At 59.0% G+C, this 22,332-nt stretch carries 22 protein-coding genes; 12 read left to right on the top strand and 10 right to left on the bottom strand.

Going from position 1 to position 22,332, the window contains the following annotated elements; genetic code table 11:
• Window positions 1–102: 102 nt before the first annotated feature.
• From ybiB to ACREYP_RS15695, 6 genes are all read right to left on the bottom strand, one after another.
• Window positions 103–1,065, bottom strand: coding sequence for a DNA-binding protein YbiB (gene ybiB, locus ACREYP_RS15670; RefSeq protein WP_008461009.1), 963 nt, complete (start codon window positions 1,063–1,065; stop codon window positions 103–105).
• Between the two features lie 14 nt (window positions 1,066–1,079).
• Complete coding sequence (gene dinG, locus ACREYP_RS15675; protein ID WP_336817879.1) at window positions 1,080–3,239, bottom strand: ATP-dependent DNA helicase DinG; 2,160 nt, start codon at window positions 3,237–3,239, stop codon at window positions 1,080–1,082.
• A gap of 195 nt (window positions 3,240–3,434) precedes the next feature.
• On the bottom strand, window positions 3,435–3,833 hold the full coding sequence (locus tag ACREYP_RS15680) for a CesT family type III secretion system chaperone (protein WP_008461007.1): 399 nt from the start codon (window positions 3,831–3,833) through the stop codon (window positions 3,435–3,437).
• A gap of 2 nt (window positions 3,834–3,835) precedes the next feature.
• The gene (locus ACREYP_RS15685; RefSeq protein ID WP_336817880.1) at window positions 3,836–5,215 is read right to left on the bottom strand and encodes a hypothetical protein; all 1,380 of its coding nucleotides are present in this window, start codon (window positions 5,213–5,215) and stop codon (window positions 3,836–3,838) included.
• A gap of 77 nt (window positions 5,216–5,292) precedes the next feature.
• The gene (xopG, locus tag ACREYP_RS15690) at window positions 5,293–5,928 is read right to left on the bottom strand and encodes a XopG/HopH/AvrPtoH family type III secretion system effector (protein WP_008461005.1); all 636 of its coding nucleotides are present in this window, start codon (window positions 5,926–5,928) and stop codon (window positions 5,293–5,295) included.
• Window positions 5,929–5,948: 20 nt separating this feature from the next.
• Entirely contained in the window at window positions 5,949–6,431 is a 483-nt protein-coding gene (locus tag ACREYP_RS15695; protein WP_008461004.1) for a CesT family type III secretion system chaperone, read from the bottom strand.
• Between the two features lie 227 nt (window positions 6,432–6,658).
• Between ACREYP_RS15695 and ACREYP_RS15700 the strand changes: the two genes are divergently transcribed.
• The gene (locus ACREYP_RS15700; protein ID WP_008461003.1) at window positions 6,659–7,291 is read left to right on the top strand and encodes a response regulator; all 633 of its coding nucleotides are present in this window, start codon (window positions 6,659–6,661) and stop codon (window positions 7,289–7,291) included.
• Here ACREYP_RS15700 and ACREYP_RS15705 read toward each other — a convergent pair.
• Both ACREYP_RS15705 and ACREYP_RS15710 read right to left on the bottom strand, forming a co-directional pair.
• Window positions 7,269–8,756 carry a histidine kinase gene (locus tag ACREYP_RS15705; RefSeq protein ID WP_008461002.1) on the bottom strand — a complete coding sequence of 496 codons (1,488 nt, stop codon included), beginning with the start codon at window positions 8,754–8,756 and terminating at the stop codon, window positions 7,269–7,271. The two genes, ACREYP_RS15700 and ACREYP_RS15705, sit on opposite strands and share 23 nt — an antisense overlap.
• A 45-nt stretch (window positions 8,757–8,801) precedes the next feature.
• Window positions 8,802–9,383, bottom strand: a complete 582-nt coding sequence (locus ACREYP_RS15710; RefSeq protein ID WP_336817881.1) for an RNA polymerase sigma factor — start codon at window positions 9,381–9,383, stop codon at window positions 8,802–8,804.
• Window positions 9,384–9,645: 262 nt separating this feature from the next.
• On the opposite strand from ACREYP_RS15710, the gene sctW reads away from it, so the two are divergent.
• From sctW to sctU, 11 genes are read left to right on the top strand one after another with little or no spacing between them, the layout of a single operon-like run.
• Complete coding sequence (gene sctW / locus ACREYP_RS15715; RefSeq protein ID WP_336817882.1) at window positions 9,646–10,821, top strand: type III secretion system gatekeeper subunit SctW; 1,176 nt, start codon at window positions 9,646–9,648, stop codon at window positions 10,819–10,821.
• A 27-nt stretch (window positions 10,822–10,848) separates the two neighbouring features.
• Entirely contained in the window at window positions 10,849–12,945 is a 2,097-nt protein-coding gene (gene sctV, locus ACREYP_RS15720) for a type III secretion system export apparatus subunit SctV (protein WP_213716011.1), read from the top strand.
• Window positions 12,946–12,956: 11 nt separating this feature from the next.
• The gene (locus ACREYP_RS15725; RefSeq protein ID WP_336817883.1) at window positions 12,957–13,901 is read left to right on the top strand and encodes an FHA domain-containing protein; all 945 of its coding nucleotides are present in this window, start codon (window positions 12,957–12,959) and stop codon (window positions 13,899–13,901) included.
• Window positions 13,895–15,259, top strand: coding sequence for a type III secretion system ATPase SctN (gene sctN, locus ACREYP_RS15730; RefSeq protein ID WP_442892436.1), 1,365 nt, complete (start codon window positions 13,895–13,897; stop codon window positions 15,257–15,259). The genes ACREYP_RS15725 and sctN overlap by 7 nt, the downstream gene beginning before the upstream one ends.
• Window positions 15,246–15,713 (top strand): hypothetical protein, encoded by a 468-nt coding sequence (locus ACREYP_RS15735; protein WP_008460992.1) that lies wholly within the window; start codon window positions 15,246–15,248, stop codon window positions 15,711–15,713. The genes sctN and ACREYP_RS15735 overlap by 14 nt, the downstream gene beginning before the upstream one ends.
• A complete protein-coding gene (locus ACREYP_RS15740; protein ID WP_336817885.1) occupies window positions 15,710–16,333 on the top strand; it encodes a type III secretion system HrpP C-terminal domain-containing protein in 624 nt (207 codons plus the stop codon). Before ACREYP_RS15735 ends, ACREYP_RS15740 begins: the two co-directional genes overlap by 4 nt.
• Window positions 16,330–17,382, top strand: coding sequence for a FliM/FliN family flagellar motor switch protein (locus ACREYP_RS15745; RefSeq protein WP_166995411.1), 1,053 nt, complete (start codon window positions 16,330–16,332; stop codon window positions 17,380–17,382). Before ACREYP_RS15740 ends, ACREYP_RS15745 begins: the two co-directional genes overlap by 4 nt.
• Window positions 17,382–18,047, top strand: coding sequence for a type III secretion system export apparatus subunit SctR (gene sctR / locus ACREYP_RS15750; protein WP_008460987.1), 666 nt, complete (start codon window positions 17,382–17,384; stop codon window positions 18,045–18,047). The genes ACREYP_RS15745 and sctR overlap by 1 nt, the downstream gene beginning before the upstream one ends.
• Window positions 18,048–18,054: 7 nt before the next feature.
• Window positions 18,055–18,321, top strand: coding sequence for a type III secretion system export apparatus subunit SctS (gene sctS / locus ACREYP_RS15755; protein ID WP_039291380.1), 267 nt, complete (start codon window positions 18,055–18,057; stop codon window positions 18,319–18,321).
• On the top strand, window positions 18,318–19,127 hold the full coding sequence (gene sctT / locus ACREYP_RS15760) for a type III secretion system export apparatus subunit SctT (protein ID WP_273968951.1): 810 nt from the start codon (window positions 18,318–18,320) through the stop codon (window positions 19,125–19,127). Before sctS ends, sctT begins: the two co-directional genes overlap by 4 nt.
• Before the next feature lie 24 nt (window positions 19,128–19,151).
• Entirely contained in the window at window positions 19,152–20,234 is a 1,083-nt protein-coding gene (sctU, locus tag ACREYP_RS15765) for a type III secretion system export apparatus subunit SctU (protein WP_008460983.1), read from the top strand.
• 781 nt (window positions 20,235–21,015) lie between these two features.
• Here sctU and ACREYP_RS15770 read toward each other — a convergent pair.
• Together ACREYP_RS15770 and hrpT are read right to left on the bottom strand one after the other, a co-directional pair.
• Entirely contained in the window at window positions 21,016–21,963 is a 948-nt protein-coding gene (locus ACREYP_RS15770) for a type III secretion protein (protein ID WP_336817887.1), read from the bottom strand.
• A 177-nt stretch (window positions 21,964–22,140) separates the two neighbouring features.
• Window positions 22,141–22,326 (bottom strand): HrpT family type III secretion system protein, encoded by a 186-nt coding sequence (hrpT, locus tag ACREYP_RS15775; RefSeq protein WP_008460981.1) that lies wholly within the window; start codon window positions 22,324–22,326, stop codon window positions 22,141–22,143.
• Window positions 22,327–22,332: the final 6 nt, after the last annotated feature.

Consider the following 22,332-nt stretch of genomic DNA (forward strand, 5'->3'; position numbering starts at 1 on the left):
GGCTGGTACCCTCATCGGCCTTGATACCACTACCCTTGTTTAACCCTGATGTTACCCTTGTTTGCCCGCGATGCCTGTCGCGGGCTTTTTTTTGTTTAGCATTCAGAATACGTCGGCAACCCGCGCCAGGCCGGCCTCAAGCGTTGCAGCCTCTCCGGTAGCAACTAGGCAACAGGCCATCTGAATTTTCAGCGACTGCGGGACCGGCTCAACGCCCGCCACGCAGCGCTCAATCCAGCGGGCAGTGACTTCAGGATCTTTGCCTGATGGCAGCACGACGCCTTCGTGTTCGGCTTGCCGTTCGCTCACGATGCGGGTGCCCTGTCCATCAATCAGCGTTATTTGCGGGCAGCGCAGCGGGTTGGCGTACACTTCACCTTCGGTGCCGTGCATTAACAGCCCCCGCCCGCCGATATCAGCAAAAAACTTCGCCACTTTCGGCACATATTCCGGGTGAGAAACGCTGGCCAAACGCAGCGCGGCCTCCTCCTCAAACGGCGTGGCCAGCTTCGCCAGCGTGTGCGCGCTGTTACGCACCCCCATGCGCCAGCGCATTGCCAGCTGGTTTTCCATCGGCGGGCAAAGCGCGCTAATCGGCAGATAGACGGGATGATGAGATTCAAGCTTCGCCTGTGCCTGTCCGGCGTGGCGGGTCGGCTCAATGCCCAGCAGCGTAAAGATGGTTTCCGTCAGCACTCGGGTGGGATCTTCACTCACGCCGTGGATCACAACCGGGTAACCCAGTTTGTTGAGCAAAAGCGCCAGCAGCGGCGTGAGGTTAGCCTGCTTGCGGGCGCCGTTATAGGAAGGAATGACAATCGGCATCGGCTTGCCGGGCGGCGGCGTGAGCGTAATGACATGCTGCTTCATCGCCTCATAAAAACCGAGCATCTCCGCTTCGCCTTCGCCCTTAATACGCAGGGCAATCAGCACCCCGCCCAGCTCAAGGTCAGGCACTTCGCCCTTCAGCATGTGGCTATACAGCCCGCGCGCCGTATCAAAATCGAGATCTCTGGCGTGGTTTTTCCCGCGGCCAATTTCTTTAATGATTTTGCGATAGTCCATCCAGACTCTCCTTGCTATTTCTTGCTCACACGTTTGCGCCGTACAGTGTGTTTCGGCGTCGTTATTATCACTTTTGCTTCCGGCGCGTCGGGCTGTTCAATCGGGAACACCGGCAGCGCGGCCAGCAGACGCTCGCCGTAGCGTTTACTCAGCAGGCGGCGGTCGTAAATGACTATCTCACCATAGCAGGCGTGGCTACGAATTAAACGCCCAACTTGTTGAATCAGATTAAAAGAGGCGCTGGGCAAACTCTGCACTTCAAAAGGATAGCGGTTGAGGCTTTTCAGCCACTCCCCTTCGGTGACCACCACCGGGCTGTCTACCGGCGGGAAGGCAATCTTATGGATGTGCACCTGAGTCAGCAGCTCGCCTTTCAGATCCAGCCCTTCGGCAAAAGATTGCAGGCCAATCAACACGCTGGTTTCCCCGGCCTGAACGCGCTGGCGATGCAGCTCTACCAGACGGTAACGGGGCTGATCGCCCTGCACCAGCAGCATCAGCCGCAGATCGGTGACGTGGGTTAAAAACTGCTGCATGGCGCGGCCGCTGGCGAACAGCACCAGCATCGCTTTATGCTCGCCCTGCGCCAGCTGCGCCCGGAAGAAGGCCGCCATCTCGGCAATATGCTGCGCCTCGTGCTCCATCAGCGGCTCAAAGCGCATTTTGGGGATAACGATTTTCCCTTGCTCAATATGATTAAACGGCGAGTCCAGATGGATAAACCGGTCGCCCGCTTTCTCACGCAGGCCGCTCATCTCCTGCAGGCGATCAAAGCGGTTGAGCGAGCGCAGCGTGGCGGAGGTCACAATCACATGCGGCACTTTGCGCCACAGCATTTTTTCCAGCTGATCGCTGACGCGGATCCCCACGCAGTGGAAGAACAGATGCGGCTGCCCCTCGCGGATTTCACGCGTCACCCACTTCGACACCGGCGCGCCGGAGGCCTGCTCCATCGCCGCCAGCTTCCACAGCTTGCTCTGCGCTTCAAAAAAGCCTAGCGCCCGGTTCATTTGCAGCAGCGCCCGGTGCAGGCGCACGATATCGTGGCTGGCGGTTTTTTCGCTCAAATCGTTGAGCAACGCTTCCGACAGGCCGCGCAGCGCCTCCATCAGCTTCGCGAGGCGCTGGCAAATCACCATGATCTCTTCGGGCAGGACGCCCATTTCAAAGCGGTGTTCGCCTTCCCGTTCCCCCGGCAGCCAAAGGCTAACGATCGCGTTAAACGACTGCAGCAGCTCATACACCTCGTCGCAGTGATTGGTCAGACGTTCAGGCACGGTCAGCGGCGGCGGGCTTTTGGGCCGGAACTGCGCCATGCAGGTTTCCACCAGCTTGCTGAACAGGTCGAGCTGCAGGCGGCTGTAGCCCGGCGTTATCTCCGCGCTCATCTCCAGCGCGTCGCGGGCAACGTCCGCCAGATGATGGCCTTCGTCCAGCACCAGCAGCAGATTTTTCGCCTCAGGCAGCACCGCGTCGCTTTCCAGCGCCGCCATCACCAGCGCGTGGTTGGCCACGACCACTTCCGCCTCGTCGATTTCCCGGCGGGCCACAAAGAACGGGCACTCTTTATACCAGTGGCAGTTTCGCCCCAGGCAGCTGGCTTTATCGGTGCTTAGCCGTCGCCAGAGATCGTCGTCAATCGCCTCATCGGTGTGATCCCGCAGCCCGTCCCATTTATAGCCGTCGAGGCTGGCTTTAAGTTTGGCGCAGCGCTGCTGTTCGGCTTTGCTGGTCGGCGACATTTCATCGTCCAGAAACGCCAGCAGATCGCCCTGCGTAAAGTTATCGGTCGCCAGCGCGGCCAGATTGCGCGGGCACACGTAACGCCCGCGGCCAAAGGCGGCGGTAAACTTCAGGTCAGGAATGATTTTGCGCAGCAGCGGCAGATCTTTGCTGTAAATTTGATCCTGCAGCGCCACGTTGGCGGTGCTGACCACCAGCGTTTTTTGATCCCCTCTGGCGATAGCAATGCCGGGGATCAGGTAAGAGAGGGTTTTGCCGACGCCGGTCGGCGCTTCAATAGCCAGATGCCGCCCTTCTTCATCGGCAAGGGTCTTCGCCACCTCGGCGATCATCTGCCGCTGAGGCGCTCGCGGAATAAAATCCGGGATCTGCTGCTGTAGCGCCTTATACCAGGCACCTATTTGCGCTTTTTGCGCCGACGACAAAGCCATAACATCACTTCTTTCTCTGGATAATTTAAGTCACAGAACGGCGTCTGTGGCCCGAATTATGACGAGATACTGTATAAACAGCCACTATTGTTTTACTTTTACTCCCCTAACCCTGCCGTTTTTTGCCTCTTCCTGGAGGTTCATTCAGAAAAACGTTTTAACCGCACGGAGGCGGCTAAAACGTGAGGATCGCGGTTAAACCAACCACGCGGCCAGCTTTTCGGCCTGCTGCGCAAAGCGGTTAAACAGCCGCTTGAGCACTTCCGGCTCCAACTGATGGAACGGCAGACTGCTCCACTGCACCACCTGCTGCTGGTCGGGCAGCAGCCCGGTGAGCACCGGGGGATAATCCATCCCCAGCAGATTAGCCTGCAGCAGCACCGTCAGCGTGTCGGTATCGCTCAGCCGGGTGGGCTGAACGGGCAGCATGCAGCTCAGCAGCAGGTGCCCAACCGGCGATTCGCTGATCTCCAGCGTCACGCCCTCGCCAAGCTCAACGGAATAGCCTTCTGCGTTCTCAAGCTCGACTCTTTGCCCCAGCTCATCGGTCAACAGCGGCTGCAAAACTTGCGCTAATTTTGAAGGTGCGGGCATCGTTAGTTACCTATGATTCGCCGGAAAGCGGCAGTGACTGAGTTAGATCGAGGCCGGGTTCGGGCCGGGGCTGGTGCAGTGCCGTAGACATCCGGCGGAATAACCGGCGGCTCACGGTAAACCGGTCGGCTTGCCATCGCGTGCATGGGCGCATGGGCGTGCACCGGCGGCGGGCCATAGCTGTAAACCGGCGCTGCAGCTGGCGGTGGGCCGTAGCTATAAACCGGTGCAGCCGTTGGCGGCGGGCCGTAGTTGAACGCGGGGGCATGACCCGGCAGCGGAACCGTGCTGTACATCCCTCCAGGCGCGGGAGGCGGTGGGGCATAAATGGGCATCGGGGCCGGACGAATATCGACGGAGTTTGCCCGGCGACGAGGGGCTGCGGGGGGAACCGCATTGGATGCCGTTCTCGGGCGGCGGCCACGGGAAGAAGATTCCGCGGCGAACGATTCCGTGCGCTGACGAGGCCGATCGTTACTGGTGAACGTTGGCGCAGGTGTCCCACGCTGCTGCGCATCTACCGCAGCCTGAGGCCCGATCATTCGGGAACGCATCTGCCCGACGGACAGCGACTGGTCAAAATGTTGCACAACGCCCCGGCTGTCGGTGCCATCGTACTGAATACCCAGGTTGTTGGAGGCGTGCCGCTGCACGTATCCTGGCCCCGCCACCACCGAGTCCCGCAGCTTTTCAGGGCTTAGCTTCGCGAGTTTTGGCGCGGCCTTACGGAACGCTTTATCCACTTCCGCCTGCGTCGCTTTCTCGCCACGCAGCAGCTTCTCGCGGACATCATCGTCCCGGTGGCCAACAGGATACGTATGCAGTACGTGGTAACTGTCGCCGAATTTCGCGTCTTCTATCCGCATGGCTCGGCCAAATTCCGGCCAGGGGTCGGACACCACAGACCGCCCGTTCTCCCGCGGATCGCCGATGATCACAAAAGCGTGGTCGACATCGCGGTTATGCACTACGGAAACCGGCTGTTTGACGCGGGAGTTCGCCAGCAGTAGCGCATTCACCGCCGCCATTTCGCCGCAGTTTCCCGCTCGAAACTTAGAGGCCTCCCAGGCGCGCACGGTGTAGTCCCCGTTGCCCGTTTCCTTCTGCGACAGAAGCGTTCGCTTATAGGATTCGGCCATCGTGGCGCGAACATGGTTTTTTTGGTTACCCGACCCCATGTCCAGAATGCGCCAGGTATCATCTATTGCCTTATTGGCGTAATAGAGCGCGTCAGCCCGGCGCGACGACACGTTCACGGTGCAATCGAAATGCTGAGTATTATTAGGCTCCAGCGCGAGGCGCATGGAAACCCGTCGGTTTGAGTTACCTCTTATCAGGCCTGGATCGACCCTCAGGCTGGTATCAACGTTGTTTAACGGCATGATATCTCCCCACTTTAGTTGTTGCGTCAACAGGTTATGTGGGGAGAGCGGCGCGGTGGTTCCTGCTGCGGAAGAATTTACCCTGCGGCGTACTGCCCGCGCAGCGGCAGGCCGTGCTCATGGCGAATACCGTTTTCGGACAGCGCTTCCCCCGCATACTTGCCGATGCCCACCGCGCGGGATTCCTCCTGCCCGGCCGGCGAGCCCGTATCGTAGCGGTCGGAAGTCCCTCCGGTGTATGTCCCTTTCATCATGCGATAGCCGTGAACCAGCTCATGGGCAAGCGACACAAAAGCCAGCGAGGGATCGTCCAGCAGGCTTGGGCGGCCGTGGGCATCGATAGCCACGGACTGCCGCGGGTTCCAGTCGACGCTGACGCTGGTCCCCTCGCCTTTTTTGCCGAGCGGCTGTTTTTGCGCTAATTGCGTCGCTTTTTTATTGTGCGCCTTATCGTACTCGCTGCCGGAGAGGTGAAACCGGCGGACCTGAGAGTCGGTCAGCACCGGGCGGGCAACCGTATTCGCCATCGCCGTGACTTTCACCTTAACGTACCGGCCCTGGGTACTGAGGTTACGCAGTTCGCCCACCAGGCTTCGACCATTGGGCCGACTGAGCAGCTTATGCAAAGCGCTTTCGGCAGCGAGATAGTCTTCCGGGCGGTGATATTCAATGGCGATATGTGGCGCCACATGGCTGGCAGAAATCGTACTCATCTTTTCCCCTTGGTTGGACGTTAACGTCGCAGCATCAGCGCTTCAATCTGGCGGCGCTGAAGCCGATCTTTTTCTGTCTCCGGTGCAGCCTGGCGCTCACGCGGCGCGGCAGGCTGGCACCAGCGGCCAATCACCGACAGCGTCCAGCTCAACCGCTCCAACAAAGGCAGCAGCGTGTCGAGATGCAGTTCGTCCAGGGGTAACGCCGCCCAGACCACCAGCTGCGCACGCTCTTTATCGGCGGCAACGGTGATGGCTGGCTGCTGGTCAATGTTCAGGTTGGCCTGTAACAGCTCGAGAAGCAGCGCCTCGCCGGGATTATCCGGCAGCGCCAGCAGGCCCATCATCGCCAGCGTCAGGTTTTCCGTCAGCTCCAGGAAAACCTGCTGGCCGCCGTCGAGGGTTAACGAGTAGTAGCCCTGGGCGTTGTACACCATGCCAGGCGCATTCAGCTGTTTAAACAGCGGCTGGAGTTTGTGGTAGAGCTGCTCGGCAATCACCATGATTTCACCTGTCTCGGTCAGGAACATGGGGCGTGAGTGAGCGGCAGGCGAAGTGGGTTCCAGGGGGAACTTGTAACAAGCTGCAACCTTATCGCCCCCGGCAAAGCTAGATTCGCCGCAGCGAGGCTGCTATGTTCATTTAACACGCGTCTTTGCAATTCGTGCGCGATGATTATTCTTATAAAAAAGAACGATTTAATAACTATAAATTATGGATGACAGACGGTATGGCAATCAGACTCCTCCTCGCGGACGATCACATTTTGATGCGCGAGGGCCTGAAACAGATTTTTTCACTGGATAAGAAAATTAAAGTGGTGGCGGAAGCGGGCTGTGGCAAAACGGTGCTGTCGCTGCTGACGGAAATTGACGTCGATGTCCTGCTGCTGGATCTCTCCATGCCCGGCGACTCCGGGCCGGAGCTGGTGCAGCAAATCACCCGCCTGTGGCCGATGCTGCCGGTGCTGGTGCTGAGCATGCACAACGAGCCGCAAATCGCCCAAATGGTCCTCGCCAGCGGCGCCCACGGCTTCATTACTAAAGACCAGGCCCCGCAAACGCTGCTGCACGCCATTCATCGCGTCGCCTCCCGCCAGCGCTACATTGATCCCTCCCTGGCGGAAGCCATCGTCTTTTCAACCCAGGAAAACGACCAGCTTCGCCGCTACGCCACGCTATCCCAGCGTGAGAAGCAGATCCTTCGCCTGCTGAGCAGCGGCGAAAACATCAATGGCATCGCAGAAACCCTAAGCATCAGCAACAAAACGGTCAGCACCCATAAGACCCGGATGATGGAAAAAATGCAGTTCGACAACAACGCCGACATCATCAAGTTTGCTATTCGCTATCATAAACTTTAGCCGGGGCCGGCAGGGCATAAGGGATCTCGATATGCACGCAGCTCCCTTTGCCCGGCGTGCTGTGGATGTTAAACGTCCAGCCTTTCATCATGCAGCGTTCGCGCATACTCAATAACCCAAAGGCCCCGTCGGAGACCTGGCCCGGATCAAACCCCTGCCCGTCATCATTGATACAAATCAGCACGACTTTGCCCTTTGTAAGTACCTTCACCTCCACTTCCCGCGCTTTGGCATGCCGCTGCACATTGGTGAGCGACTCCTGCACCACGCGAAAAATCGCGGTGACCTCATCGTCACACAGCGACACCGGCAGCGGCTGAATCGTCAGCGTACACACGCCGGAACGGTGCTTGTTGAACTGGTCCCGCAGCCAGATAAGCGCGGGTTTCAGCCCCATGTTCAGCACCGCCGGGCGCAGTTGGGTGGCGATATCGCGCACCACTTTGATGGTGCCATCCACCAGCTGCGTCAAAGGTTCAACTTCATGCTGCAGCGCAGGATGATTCTGGCCCAACAGCGAAATCCCCACCCGCAGCGAGGTCAGATGCTGGCCCAGCTCATCATGGATTTCCCGCGCCATATGCTTGCGCTCGTTTTCGACGCTGCTTTGCAGCTTTTGGGTCATCTGCCGCAGCTGTTCGTGAGTCTGCCGCACCTGCTGTTCGGCAAAATATTGCCGGGAGGCAGGACGGGCGATCACCAGCACGGACTTCAGCGTCTGCTGCTGGGTAAATTCAGGAATAAAACGCGCCTGGTAGATTCTCGACACCCGCAGGTCGGATCGCATGCCGTGCAGCACGGCCTCCAGCTGAATATGCTTACTCAGCACCAGCTGCAGCGACCAGCCGATCTGCTCCATCAGCGTCGAATCGCCGATAAGCGAGTTGATCTTCAGCCCGATGGCCGCCGCGCTCTTGGGCATGCACTGCAGCGCCGTTTCGTTGGCATAGAGCAGCCGCTGTTCACTGTCCACGCGCAGAATCGCATCCGGCATATTGTCCAGAATGTCGCGAAGTTCGTTTTCACGATCGTAGTAAAAACGATGAATATCATTGCGATAGCGGGTATCGCACACCACCATCATCACCCAGTTCTGCCGCTGAAACTCGAAGCGGCTCGGGCAAACCTCGACCGGAATAGCCTGCGTTGCCGCCTGAAACCGGGCGTTAATTTTATCGCCGTAAGGCGAATGTTCTGGCCGATCCAGCTGCTGCTCAACCACCGCCAGCAGCGGCAGGTCGCCATAGCCCCGCAGCCGGGTAAAAATATTTTCACCCACCAGATGCCCGGCCCTTGCCTGGCCGGCACCTTCCGGCAGGCAAAGACTGAGCGCCTTGTGGTTGGCAAAAACAATATTGAAATCCCTGTCAACAATGAAAACCAGCTCGCGCATGCTATTGAAAGCGGCGCTCAGCAATGCCTGAGTATCATTGGGCCGTGGGTGCGGCCCGCCGTCTTGTTTCATAGAGTGTGATTCTTCTCGTTCAGGGAGTAACGAAGCACCGCTCGCTCAGTTCAGGCTGTCCCACCCCAGATCCTGTTTCAAAGACTGTCGGAGACGGGAAAGACGGGAACGCACGGTGCCGATAGGAATAGTCATCCGGTCAGCCGCTTCCTGGTAACTGATATCGTGATCAACGATCAGCTGTAATAATTGCTGATAATCTTCAGGGAGTTGCGCAATGCGCTGCAACACTTTCGACAGGATGTCCTTACCCTCAGTGACCCCTTCCGGCTGCTCCGAATGCAGCAGCGTACCGAGCACATCATCGTTTAACTCATCGTGCAGGTAGCTCACTTTGACGGATTTATAGTGATTTTTCACCAGGTTTACCGCAATCCCGAACATCCAGGTTTCCGGGCGCGACGTGCCGCAAAACTTGTGCTTGTTACGAATCACTTCATACCAGGTGTTCTGCACCAGGTCTTCTATATCGGCAAAATTTGCCACGCGTTTACGAATAAAATTGTACAGCCGCTGTTCGTTGTCGCGCATCACGCGCTCCCAGTTAACCACCGGAAACTCGCCCTGCACAAAAGCAGCCTGCGCATCCGGGAAAACCTGTGATTCGAAATCAAACATTGCTGACATAGTGAACACCTTTTTATGGAATAGATTCAGGAGTTCGTCCTATAGCAAGCGCCGTGCCAGCGAAAAACATCAAACCAACACATTGATTAGTAACAATTAATTTTTATTAATCAGATAAATATGAGCAAAAACACACACAGCCCGAAAACGGGTTTGTGCAACTTTTTACACATCCCCAGCGGCGGAAATTTTTTATTTGTCGGGGAACCGCCCCAGGCCTTAGCCCACACACTGACAGGCGAATCGGGTAAGGCACACCGCAATGAACATGAGAATCCCCCAGCACCACCATCACCACAATCTGCGTCTTGAAACCGAACAGGCGGACGCCCTGGTCGATGAGCTAATCAGCGACACTAATAACGATAAGAGCGCGGCGAGCAGTTCCTCGTCCGCCACTCGTGCAGCGCCCGCGCCGCAGCGGCCCGGGGCCGCTCAGGAGTCGATGGCGTCAACTTTTGCGGAAAGCATCGAACAGAAAATCAAACATGAGGAACAGCGCACGCAGGCCACCCAGCTGCGCCGTATCTCCGTGGCGGCAATCAAGGTCACTCACCTTGTAGAGCTGGGGAAACTGCTAGAAAGCCCGTCGGGGAAAGAGCAGGCCGAGCAGGAATCGGCTTTTGAACGAATGCTGTCAGGTGGCGGCGGAAAAAACCCGACGCTGGATGATTTGCTCGAACAGGCCAATCACGACCCGGCTTCTGCATTTGTCACCCTCAGGCTGATGGCGATGCGCCTGCGCAACGGCAGCAACCCGGCGCTGGCGGCACGCGTCGAGCAAATGCTTGCCGACCTGCAGCAGCAGCACCCGGAAAAAATTAACGCCGGGGTGAATACCGCTCCTGCAATTGCCGCCTTCAGCAGCGATCCGGCGCAGAAGCGCGAAATGCGCAAGCTCTATTACAGCGGCGTGATCAACCAGCAGTCTGCCGACAACATCATGGACGTGCTGCTGGACAAGTTTGGCGTCGATGGCTTCGTGCCCGCATTACGTACGCTGCAGCGCGCGCTTTCCGATGACATCGCCGCCCTGGCCCCTTCCGCCCCGCCGACGGCCCTACGCCGCCTGCTTTCCGGGCTGAACGACACCCGCGCCATTACGCACACGCTGTCGGAAGTCGCCCAGTTCCTCGACCGCCTGAAGAGCAAATATTCCCACGTCACGATGGGGGCCGATGTCATGACGCGCTCCTTGCTCAGCATGTGCCGCAACGGCTTCTATTCCCGCGACCTGACCCAGCTTGGGCTGCAGGTGGTGGGCGAAAAACCCCTGCAGCAGTCTCTCTTTTTCAACGGGCTGCTGACGCTGCTCCAGGCGCTGCCGGAGAAAATTTGGGGCGGGAACGATGAAACCCGTAGCAACGCCCTGCTTTTGCTCCGCACCCTCAACGGCGAATACGCCGCGTGGGAAAAACGCAGCCAGCTGGCGCAGTAAACGGACTTTACCAGGATTGAATAGCCCATGAACGCTTTGTTTAACCTTCTAAACCGGCTGGCAATAACCGCCATGCAACGCTCCGAAGTCGTCGGGGCTTTCATCGCGCTGGCGGTGGTGTTCATGCTGATCATCCCGCTGCCGCTGGGGCTGATTGACGTCCTGATTGCGGTCAACATCAGCGTGTCATGCCTGCTTATCATGACGGCGATGTACCTGCCCAAACCGCTGGCGTTCACCACCTTTCCGGCGGTACTGCTGCTGACCACCATGTTCCGCCTCGGGCTGTCTATCTCCACCACGCGCCAGATCCTGCTGCAGCAAAACGCCGGGCATATCGTCACCGCCTTCGGCAACTTTGTGGTCGGCGGCAACCTGGCGGTGGGGCTGGTGGTGTTCCTGATCCTGACGGTGGTGAACTTCCTGGTGATCACCAAAGGCTCAGAGCGCATCGCCGAAGTGGCCGCCCGCTTTACCCTCGATGCCATGCCGGGCAAACAGATGTCTATCGACAGCGACCTGCGCGCCGGGCTGATTAACGTCCAGCAGGCCAAAAGCAAACGTGAAGATCTGGCGAAAGAGAGCCAGCTTTTCGGGGCAATGGACGGCGCCATGAAGTTCGTGAAAGGCGATGCCATTGCCGGGATCGTGATCCTCAGCATCAACATGGTGGGCGGCTTCTGTATTGGTGTGCTGCAGCTGGGCATGGCCGCAGGCGACGCCGCCAATGTCTACTCCATTCTGACCATCGGCGACGGCCTGATTGACCAGATCCCGGCGATGCTTATCTCCCTGACCGCCGGGATGATGATCACCCGCGTGTCGGCCAACGAAGACATTCCCAACAACAACATTGGCCGAGAAATCAGCGACCAGCTAACCAACCAGCCTAAGGCGTGGATTATGTCCGCCATCGGCATGTTCTGCTTCAGCCTGCTGCCGGGCATGCCCACGGCGGTGTTTATCGTGCTCGGGATAATCACCCTGGGCTCGGGGCTGTTTCAGCTGTGGCGCGCCAAACGCGCGGCGGCCACCACCACCGGCGGCGAAATTGTCGCCCCGGAAGCCAACGGCGAAGAAGACATTCGTACCTTCAACCCCAGCCGCCTGTTTGTCCTCAGCTTCTCGTCGGCTCGCGCCGGTGACCCGGCGGCCATGGCGCTTATCGAAGACATTCGCCGCCTGCGTAACCGCATTGTGAACCAGTACGGCTTCACGCTGCCGGTCTTCAACATCGATTTCTCGCCGTACCAGCCTGACGATGAATTTCGTTTTCTGGTGTATGAAGTGCCGAAAGTGATTGGCACCTTCAGCTCAAGCAAGCGGGCGCTGGACTACCGCCTGTTGGCCCAGGAAGAGACCGGCACCGAACTCAGCACGGAAACCTATCCGCAGGAAAAAGGCTGGGCGTGGCTGGAAGAAAACGATCCGCTGCTGGATAAATTCCAGATGGAGTCCTGGAGTTCGCACCAGCTGCTGCTGGCCCGAATGGAAGAAGCGCTCTTTGCCAGCGGCCCGCGCTTTATCGGCCTGCAGGAGACCCGCGCCATTATCTCGTGGCTGGAGATGGACCTGCCGGAGCTGGCGCAGGAATTCCAGCGCATCTTCCCGATCACCCGTCTGAGCGCCGTGCTACAGCGCCTGGTGGCCGAACGAATTTCGCTGCGTTCGGTGCGCAGCATCACCGAATCGCTGATTGTGCACGGCCAGCACGAGCGCGATGTGGGCCTGCTGGTCGACCAGGTTCGCATCGACATCAAAGAACACATTTGCCACCAGTACAGCCACGACGGCGGGATACAGGTTTGGCTGCTGACGCCGGAAACCGAAGAGATCCTGCGCGACAGCCTGCGCCAGACGCAGAACGAAACCTTCTTCGCCCTCAGCCAGGACAAACACGCCCTGCTGCTGGACCAGCTCCGGGAAGTGTTCCCCCTGTTCCAGCGGCAAACCAGCGTGCTGCTGTCCGCCCAGGATTTACGTAGCCCGCTGCGCCTGCTTATCCAGGACGAATTCCATCACGTCCCGGTGCTGTCCTTCGCCGAGCTGCAATTTAACCTGCCGGTCAACGTGCTGGGGCGCATTGATATTCACGAAAACGCGCTTGACGCCTTCACTGCATAAAGGGTGCTGCCATGTATGAGCTGAGAGTATTAAACGGATTACATGAAGGCGCGGCGCTGCCGTTAAGCGGCGAACGCTGGCAGTTGGGCAACGCCGCCGACAGCGATTTGCAGCTCAACGATGGCGGTATTAAAGCCAGCCACGCGCTGCTAAGCCGCAGCGCCGAAGGCTGGATGCTCACGCCGATGGAAGGCACCGTTTGCCACCGCCACGGCGAACGCCTGAGCGCGCAGCAACTCTGGCAGCCCGGTGAAATCTTCGCCGTCGGCGGCGTCTGGCTGACGCTTGCCGCCGCTGACGACGAATGGGATAACCGCCCGCCACCGCCGTTGCCTGCTGTCAGCCCGAGTCAGCCAGAATCCGCTATACGCGAACCCGTCGGCGGGACACAAAGCAAACCAGCGCCGACCGCGCGCCGTTCGCTGCTGGCAAGGATCCTGCCCCGCTGGGCGCAAATCTTCACCTTATCCAGCCTGATGCTGCTGACCTTCACCATCTTCAGTTGGGTGCTGCAGCCCGGCATCGCCCAGCAAAACAGCGACGATGAGCCGCAAATTAAACCGGCGATTACCAATAGCAACGAACTGCGCAGCCTGGTGGAACAGGATCTGCGCGAACGGGAGCTCTATAACAAAGTGCTGCTGACCAGTACGCCGCAGGGCATTACGCTCACCGGGGATTTGCAGGAAAACCAGCTGCCGATTGTCAGCCGCATGGTGGACAGCATCCGCAGCGATTATCAGCTCAAGGTGGCGCTCACAAACCAAACCAAAGTGCGCGAGGCCGTGCTGCCCTTCCACATCGTGCAAATTACCGCCGGGCCTCACGCCAACATCGTGACCGAGGACGGGCAGCGCCTGTTTGTCGGGGACGAACGTAACGGCCTGCGCCTGACCGGCATTACCGGCGACAGCGTGCAGTTTGGCGGCAAAGAAAACATCGCGGTGAAATGGTGATGGGACACTATCAGTCCGACCTCAACGCCTGGTTTGCCCAGCGCCATAGCAGCCTGAGCCAGCTTTCCGCCGTCAGCGCCTACGGGCGCATCACCGGCATCAGCGGCATCCTGCTGGAAAGCAGCTTGCCGCAGGCACGCATCGGCGACCTGTGTCTTATCAGCCGCAGCGGCGACACCGAAGTGATGGCCGAAGTGGTCGGCTTTAACCCCCGCCACACTTTGCTTTCCGCGCTGGGGCCGCTGGACGGCATCGCCCAGGGCGCTCGCATCACGCCGCTGTTTCAGCCCCATTCTATTAGCGTGTCGGACAGCTTATTTGGCAGCGTGCTGGACGGCTTTGGCCGCGCCATCGACGAAGACAGCCTGTCGGCTTTTGCGCTGGCCAGCGAAACACCGGACGCCCGGGGCGTGCTCGGCGACGCGCCACCGCCCACGGACAGGCCGCGCATTGATACTCCGCTGCCGACGGGCATTCGCTCCATTGACGGCGTGCTGACGATTGGCGTAGGCCAGCGCGTGGGCGTCTTCGCCGGGGCTGGCTGCGGCAAAACGACTCTGCTCGCTGAAATGGCGCGCAACACGCCGTGCGATGCCATTGTGTTTGGCCTGATTGGCGAACGTGGCCGCGAACTCCGCGAATTCCTCGACCACGAGCTGGATGCCGAACTGCGCTCACGCACCGTCCTGGTGTGCTCCACCTCTGACCGCAGCAGCATGGAACGCGCCCGCGCGGCGTTTACCGCCACGGCCATTGCCGAAGCGTTCCGTAACAAAGGCAAAAACGTCCTGCTGATTATCGACTCGCTGACGCGTTTTGCCCGCGCCCAGCGTGAAATTGGCCTGGCGCTCGGCGAACCTCCGGGCCGGGGCGGGCTGCCGCCGTCGGTCTATACCCTGCTGCCGGGGCTGCTCGAGCGCGCCGGGAAAACCTCACGCGGCTCCATCACCGCCCTTTATTCGGTGCTGATCGAACAGGACTCGATGAACGATCCCGTGGCCGATGAAGTCCGCTCGCTGATAGACGGCCACATCGTATTGACCCGCCGCCTGGCGGAGCGCGGGCACTACCCTGCCGTGGACGTGCTGGCCAGCCTGAGCCGAACCATGAGCAACGTCGTCCCACGAGAACACATTGCCGAAGCCAGCACGCTGCGCCAGATGATGTCGGCTTACCAGCAGGTCGAAATGCTGATCCGCCTCGGGGAATACCAGCCGGGAAATGACCCGATGACCGACGCCGCAGTGCAATCTCAGTCGGCCATCAACGCGTTTTTACGCCAGGCCAACCACGCCCCGAGCGACTTCGTCGACACCCGCCAGCAGCTACAGGAGGTGATTGCTTATGCGCCGTTATAGCGAGGCGGAAACGCCGCTTTCACCGGACCCGCAGCAGGTTGCTCTGGAACAAGTGCTGACGCTCTTACTGCCCATCCGGCGGCGACGCTTACGCCGCTGTGAAAGCGAGCAGCGCCAGCATGAGCAGCAGCTCCGGCGCTGCCGGCAGGCCGTCGAGCAGGGCGAGCAGCAGCTGGCAGAGCAGAAAATCGGCTATTTGCAGCTGCGCAATAATTTCGTGCCGCAGCACGCGGGCGTCACGCAGCCGCTTAACGACCTGCGGGAGACGCTGGACGTTGAGAAATCCAGCCGCGCGGGCGTGATTCAACAAATTCAGCACACGCACCAGCTACAGGAAGAGGTGCAACAGCAGCAGGAGCGGCTGACCGCCGCGCAGTCAGCCGTACAGCGCTGCCAGCGGGACATCGAAAAAATGGAGTATTTGCTCAACCAAAATCAGGGGAACGCTTTATGATTCACCACGCGCTAAAAAACGCTCACCCGCAGCCCAGGCTTTGGCAGCAGGCCCATCCGGCCCCGCAGCCGCATCACCAGCCCGAGAACGCCCCGCAGGCACCCACGCCTCGTGCACCGCGCACGCCGGGAAATAACACGCCCTTCATGCCGCAGATGCCCGCTCGCAGCACGTCCTCGTCCGGCCGGGCCAGCGATCGCCAGAAGCTGTCGCGGGATGAAAAAGAGTTCAGCGATCTCCTGTCTGACGATGAGCCCGACCCGGTGATGCCCATTCTGGCGCTTAACCTGTTTGATGGCTCGCTCGGCGGCACGGAACAGCCGCAGCAGGCCAGTGAATCCCCGTCTTCCGCCCTGCGGGCGATGCTGGAATCGCACCTGATACAGGGCATTGAACAGCAGGAAAGCCTGCCCGCCCGCTTTAGCCTGCTGCTGCCGGATTTAGGCGAAGTGGTGGCGCAGGTTACCCCGGCCAATGGCGATGGGCTGGATATTGCCCTCGGCTTTTCCGCCGAGGCCTGGGACAAAGTTCGCGGCTTTGAACAGGATGGACAAGGCTCGCTCAGCCGCCGTCTGGGGGAAAAAGTTCGCCTGCGCTTTAAGCGGCGGGAGGCGGTATGAAACGCCTGGCGCTTGCCGCTCAGTCACCGGATGAAGCCCGCCTGCGGCGCTGGACCGGAAGCGGCTGGCGGCTCCCTTTCTTCCGGGAAGCAATAGCCGGAGAACTTCGCCTCCTGCCCTCCCGAGCGCTGATCCAGCCAGATATGCCGGGTGAAGCTTTTCACTGCGCGGCTGGCACGCTGCTTTTTAGCGACCCGCTGCCGGTGCTGGGGCTGCTGGCCGATTGCCCGGCGCTTCCAGGCGTCTCCACCGAGGACAATGCCTGGTACTGGCGCTATTTCAGTCAACAGCTCAGCCCTGAACTGGCCGAACTCTTTGAGTTTCTGCAGCCCGCAGAAGAACGGCAAAAACCTGACGTCACGCTGCGCCTTGAGGTTTTTCTCGGCGAAGCCCAGGCCTGCACGCTGCTGTCGCTCTCCTGGGCCACGCTGCATCGGCTTGCTCAGCATCCGGCCTGGCAGCGGCTGATGGCCCCGCTAAACCCTGAACTCCCACTCCAGTTACCGCTGACCGTTGGCAAGCTCCAGCTTTCCGCCGGTGCCGCCCGCCGTCTGGTTAGCGGAGATTTGCTTTTGCCCTCAGAGACGTTCTTCTCGCCGGAAGGACACGGCGTTATGCCGCTGGCGAGGCGACAATTTCAGGTTCACCTGGAACTGGCGAGCGAAACCACTCACAGAGACTTACTACACATTACGTTTAGCGAGGAGCTAACCATGACTTACCCGAACGCCCCCCTGGAGTACGACGATCAGCAGGACGGCGAAGAAGTGGTACCCGCCGGGGAATGGCAAACAACACGGGGGAGTTTCGACGACTTGTCGCTGGATTTAACCATCCGCTGCGGCAACCTACAGCTGACGCTCGGCGAACTCCAGCAATTGGATGCGGGGTCAACGGTATTGGTTCAGCACGTCACGCCGGGCGAGGCGCTGCTGTGCCACGGCAACAGCCTGCTGGCAAAAGGTGAACTGGTGGACGTTAACGGCACGCTCGGCTTCCAGGTCACCCGCATGCTGCGCCAGACGGGTACGGCCATGGAACCCGTGTGATGGCCGAGAATATCAGCTCATTCAATCCGCTGGCGCTGGCCATCCTGCTGGGAGCCATTTCGCTGCTGCCCCTGCTGCTGATGATCACCACCAGCTTTCTCAAGATTTCGATGGTGCTGATGCTGACGCGAAACGCCATCGGGGTGCAGCAAACGCCGCCCAACATGGCGCTTTACGGCATCGCACTGGCCGCCACGCTGTTCGTGATGGCGCCAGTATTCGACGGGATGCAAACCCGCTTCAAAGAGAAGCCTCTCGATACCACCAGCGCAGAGCGCTTAGAGAACAGCTTACAGTACGGCATTAAGCCGCTGACCGACTTTATGCTGCGCAACAGCGACCCGGACCTTGAAACACACCTGATGGAAAACAGCCAGCGCATGTGGCCGAAAGATCTGTCGGAGAAGGTCGTCCACCAGCGCGACAACCTGCTGATCCTGATCCCGGCATTCGTGCTGTCCGAGCTGCAAAACGGCTTCAAAATTGCCTTTTTAATATTTATCCCTTTCCTGGTGGTGGACCTGATTGTCTCCAACGTGCTGCTGGCGCTGGGGATGCAGATGGTGTCGCCGATGACCATCTCTTTGCCGCTCAAAATTCTGCTTTTTGTCATGGTGAGCGGCTGGACGCGCCTGCTGGACGGCCTGTTCTACAGCTATATGTGAGGACGTTATGGACATGATCTACATGTTTAAGCAGGCGGTGCTGATGGTGGTTGTGCTCTCCGCGCCACCGCTGGTGGTGGCCGTGCTGGTGGGCATTGTGGTGTCCCTGCTACAGGCGGTGTTTCAGCTCCAGGATCAGACCCTGCCCTTCGCCATCAAACTGGTGGCCGTGGGTACCACGCTGGCGCTGAGCGGCCGCTGGATTGGCCTGCAAATGGTGGAGCTGGCGCAGTCCGCCTTCAACATGATGGCCGCGTCCGGAACCCTGCGATGATCGCCGCCGAACTGACGCCCATTTTCAACGGCATGCTGGGGCTGGGGCTGGCAATCGCCCGCATTTACCCGTGCGTGCTGCTGACGCCGCTGTTTGCGTTCTCTGCCCTGAAAGGCATGATCCGCACGGCGGTTGTCGTGCCGCTGGCGCTTTTTGTCACGCCGACTATTGTCCCGATGTTGACCCACGCCCCGCACACGCCGTGGGGCATTGTCGCCATGATGCTGAAAGAAGTGGTGCTGGGGATTTTTCTTGGCTACCTGCTGGCGCTACCCTTCTGGCTGTTTGAGTCGGTGGGCGTGCTGTTTGATAACCAGCGTGGAGCACTCAGCGGCGGCCAGCTTAACCCGGCCCTGGGCGCAGACGAAACGCCGCTCGGCTACATGCTTTTGCAGTGGTCGATGATGGTGCTGATCGTCAACTTTGGCCTGTCCCTCGCCACCCAGGTTATCTGGGACAGCTACCGGCTGTGGCCGGTGGACAGCTGGCTGCCCGACTTCCGCGAGCAGGGGTTCCTGGTGTTTCTCGGCCAGGTAAAGCAGATGTTTATCGACACCATTCTGTACGCTGGCCCGCTGGTGCTGCTCCTGCTGTTCCTCGATTTCGCCGTTGGCGTGCTCAGCATCTACAGTCCGCAGCTGCAGGCCACGGTACTGACCGTGCCGCTAAAATGCATCGCCGGGCTGCTGTTCTTTATCTTTTACCTGCCCACTCTGGAGTATTTCGCCGGCCACCAGTTCAGCGGCCTGCGCGATATGATCCCGCACCTGGCGGATATTCTGCCCGCCCGTCAAACCACCTGGTAACGCCGCTTCGGAGGGTGCCAAGCCGTGAGTGAAAAAACAGAGAAGGCCAGCCCCCATAAACTTCAGGAGGCCCGCAAAAAAGGCCAGGTGAGCCAGAGCCAGGACATCCCCAAACTGCTGATCATGTTCGGCGTCCTGCAGCTGATCTTTTCCATGATGGAGGCCAGCATGGCAAAGCTGCAGGCACTGATGCTCCTGCCGCTGATGCGCCTCAGCAGCCCTTTCAATCAGGCGTTAGGGGAAGTTGGCGGTGCCGCGCTGCTGACCGTCGGGGTGTTTTTTATGATGACGGTGGGCACCGTAATCCTGCTGCGCATTGCCGCAGGCTGGATCCAGTTTGGTCCGCTGTTTGCCATCGCCGCGCTGGCCCCAAAGCTTGAGGCGCTCAACCCGCTGAATAAATTCAAAGAGATGTTTTCGGTAAAGCAGTTTATCCAGATCCTCAACAGCCTGCTGAAGGCCATCACCCTTTCGGTGGTGTTCTGGCTGCTGATCAAACCCCGTCTGTCGCAAATGGCCAACCTTTCAGGCGGCACGCTGGACGGCTTCTGGCATGCGGGCGTGGCGATTCTGGAAACCCTCGCCCACACCATCGTCGGCGTGATGCTGGTGTTTTCGGTAGCCGACTTCGCGCTGCAGAAATACTTCTTCCTCAAGCAGAATCGCATGAGCCACGAGGACGTGAAAAACGAGTACAAGCAGATGGAAGGTGACCCGCACACCAAAGGCCACCGCAAACACGTCGCCCACGAAATCCTCAACGCACCGGCAAAAAAAGTCACCCCGCAGGAGATGGAAAAAGCCGACGTGCTGCTGGTGAACCCGACGCACTACGCCGTGGGGCTGCGCTATCTCCCGGACGAAACGCCGCTGCCGGTGCTGCTGTTTAAAGCGCAGGACGAAGACGCCAAAGCGCTGATTAAACTGGCGCACGCCGCCAATATCCCGGTGGTGCGCTACGTCTGGCTTACCCGCAATCTTTACCGCACCACCGAAGAAGGTGCCTATATCCCACGCGACACGCTAAAAGCGGTGGCCGCTATTTACCGCCTGCTGCGCAAGCTCGAGGGCCGCCTGAAGGGTGAAACGATTGAGTTTGAGGAGTAACGGGGACGATTTTCCCTTACTCTGGGTTCTTTCTTAACCACATTTTACTTGCGAATCCTCCAGGAGATATCTGTCATTCTGCAGTTATTCCATTCACCTATAGATCTTTTTTCCCCGCATGTTCAGAAACGCTAAGCAGCAAGCCCACCGGCTATCACCTAAATATTAGTGAACAACTCGGCCCCTCACCCCGGCCCTCTCCCTTATAGGGAGAAGGTTAGGGTGAGGGTAAAACAACCAGCGACTTTGTAGCTAAGGCAAATGTTAGTCGTAAAGCGAGGCATGGTTCCGGCTTAAATCGCCTCCGTTTTCTCTCCGACTGGCCAGGGTCCGGACGTCGGGAACGGCCGGAGGCTGAGAGCGTCGGGAACGCGTCTCAGCCGACCCAGGACTGGGAGATAAAACGGAGGTCTGCCGCTTCAGCGGTCGATTTATTTGGCCGGGAGTCCGGGGTCTCGGGGGAGTGACGGTGACTCCCCCGAGCCGTTCACGAGTTCAGTGGTGACATATAAAACAGAACTGGAAGTGAACGGAATATTCGCCGCTCCTACATAATCGCAGAGATTTTTGATTAAGAGACAGCTCTTAGGGAGAGAGTCGAATAATTATTCTGTACTGGAAATACACGGGCATGATCGAGACAAAAAAGACCGGTATCCCACGCGATTAGCGCAGAAAAACCGGTCAAATAGAGGGCGAAGAAGAGTTTCGCGAAACACGCGTGGCGAAGTTACCTCGCACCACGCGTCAAAAGAACATCTGTGGATTACAACCCAATCTCTTAGGCCAGCACGGCGCTGGCCAGGCCCATCAGCGCGCCGTGGTGGTGCTTCAGGGCATCTTTGATGATATTGCCGTTAAACAGCTGTGCGTCAGCATTCATCAGCAGGCTGGAAGAGCCGTTGCCCGGTGCCGTGGCGGAACCCGGGATAGAGCCACCCACCATGGAGGTTTTCAGATCGTTTTTCGCGGACTGGAAGGCTTTCAGCGAATCGCCGCTCAGCGGCTTGCTGTTTTTCAGCGCGTCTTCCCAGCTGGATGGGCCTTTACCAACGTGCACCAGGCCCGGTATACCGGCGCCCGCGCTCTGCGGCTTGCCGTAGATTTCCGGGTGCTGATCCATATATTTACCGATTTCAGCACGAGTCTCTTTTGAGCCGCCGTCAACTTTACCGCCGCCGCCCAGCGCGCCACACAGGCCACTGGTGTCTGACTTCACGTCGTCCAGCGCCTGCAGGCCCATTTTGCTGCCCAACTGGCTGCCCATGTTGTTACCCAGCTGGTTAAAGCTGTTCGCGCTGTTGGCGCTGGTGGTGGACAGCGGCAGCTGGACCAGGCCAATGCCGGTAGACGGTGACTGCAGGCCGTTGCTCATGCCGCTGTTGAAAGCGTTCATGTTGCCCGCCCCCGCCTGGCTGTTGAACGGCGTGTTCTGGGAATTCACGCCCATCTGCTGGATCACTTGCTGCAGCATCTGCTGCATGTTGCTCATTGCCAGCGTGTTGCCCATGCTCGCGCCGCCCTGACTCTGCGGAGACATAAAGGTGTTGTTATTGTTACCGTTCATGCCGCCGGAGAAAAGCAGGTTGGTCAGTTTGGATGCAATGTCGTTCACCATCTGATCGCCAACGTTTTTCAACAGGTTAGCGGCCATACCTTCTGGGGTTGCGTTCAGCGCCAGCTGCGGTAATGCAGTGGCCAGATTCAGCATATTTCCAATCGTACTCATTCGATTACCTCACCATGACAACGGGGTTGATACAGGCGACCAGCCCTGCTGGGTCGCAGTATTAAGACGCCTGTTAAGTGAAAAGAAACCGGCTTCGGTTCCACAAAACTGCCTAACATCAGGAAAAAAATGATTTTTTAAAAACAGGCGTGAAAACAGCCACGCCCGCTCTGGCACTCAGCGCACCGGCATCTGCGTGTAATCCTGCACGCCGTTACGCATATCGTTCGGCCACCAGATGGTCAGGTGGTGGCTGTCTGACAGGGGACGACACGTCACGTTGTCACAGCCGTTGTCATTGCGGGTGGCACAGCCGCTAAGCACAAACGCCAGCGCCATCAGTATCAAAATTGAAGGTTTCATCGTGGA

This window comes from Enterobacter sp. TMH.L2 (assembly GCF_050847315.1).
Classification (GTDB): Bacteria; Pseudomonadota; Gammaproteobacteria; order Enterobacterales; family Enterobacteriaceae; genus Cedecea.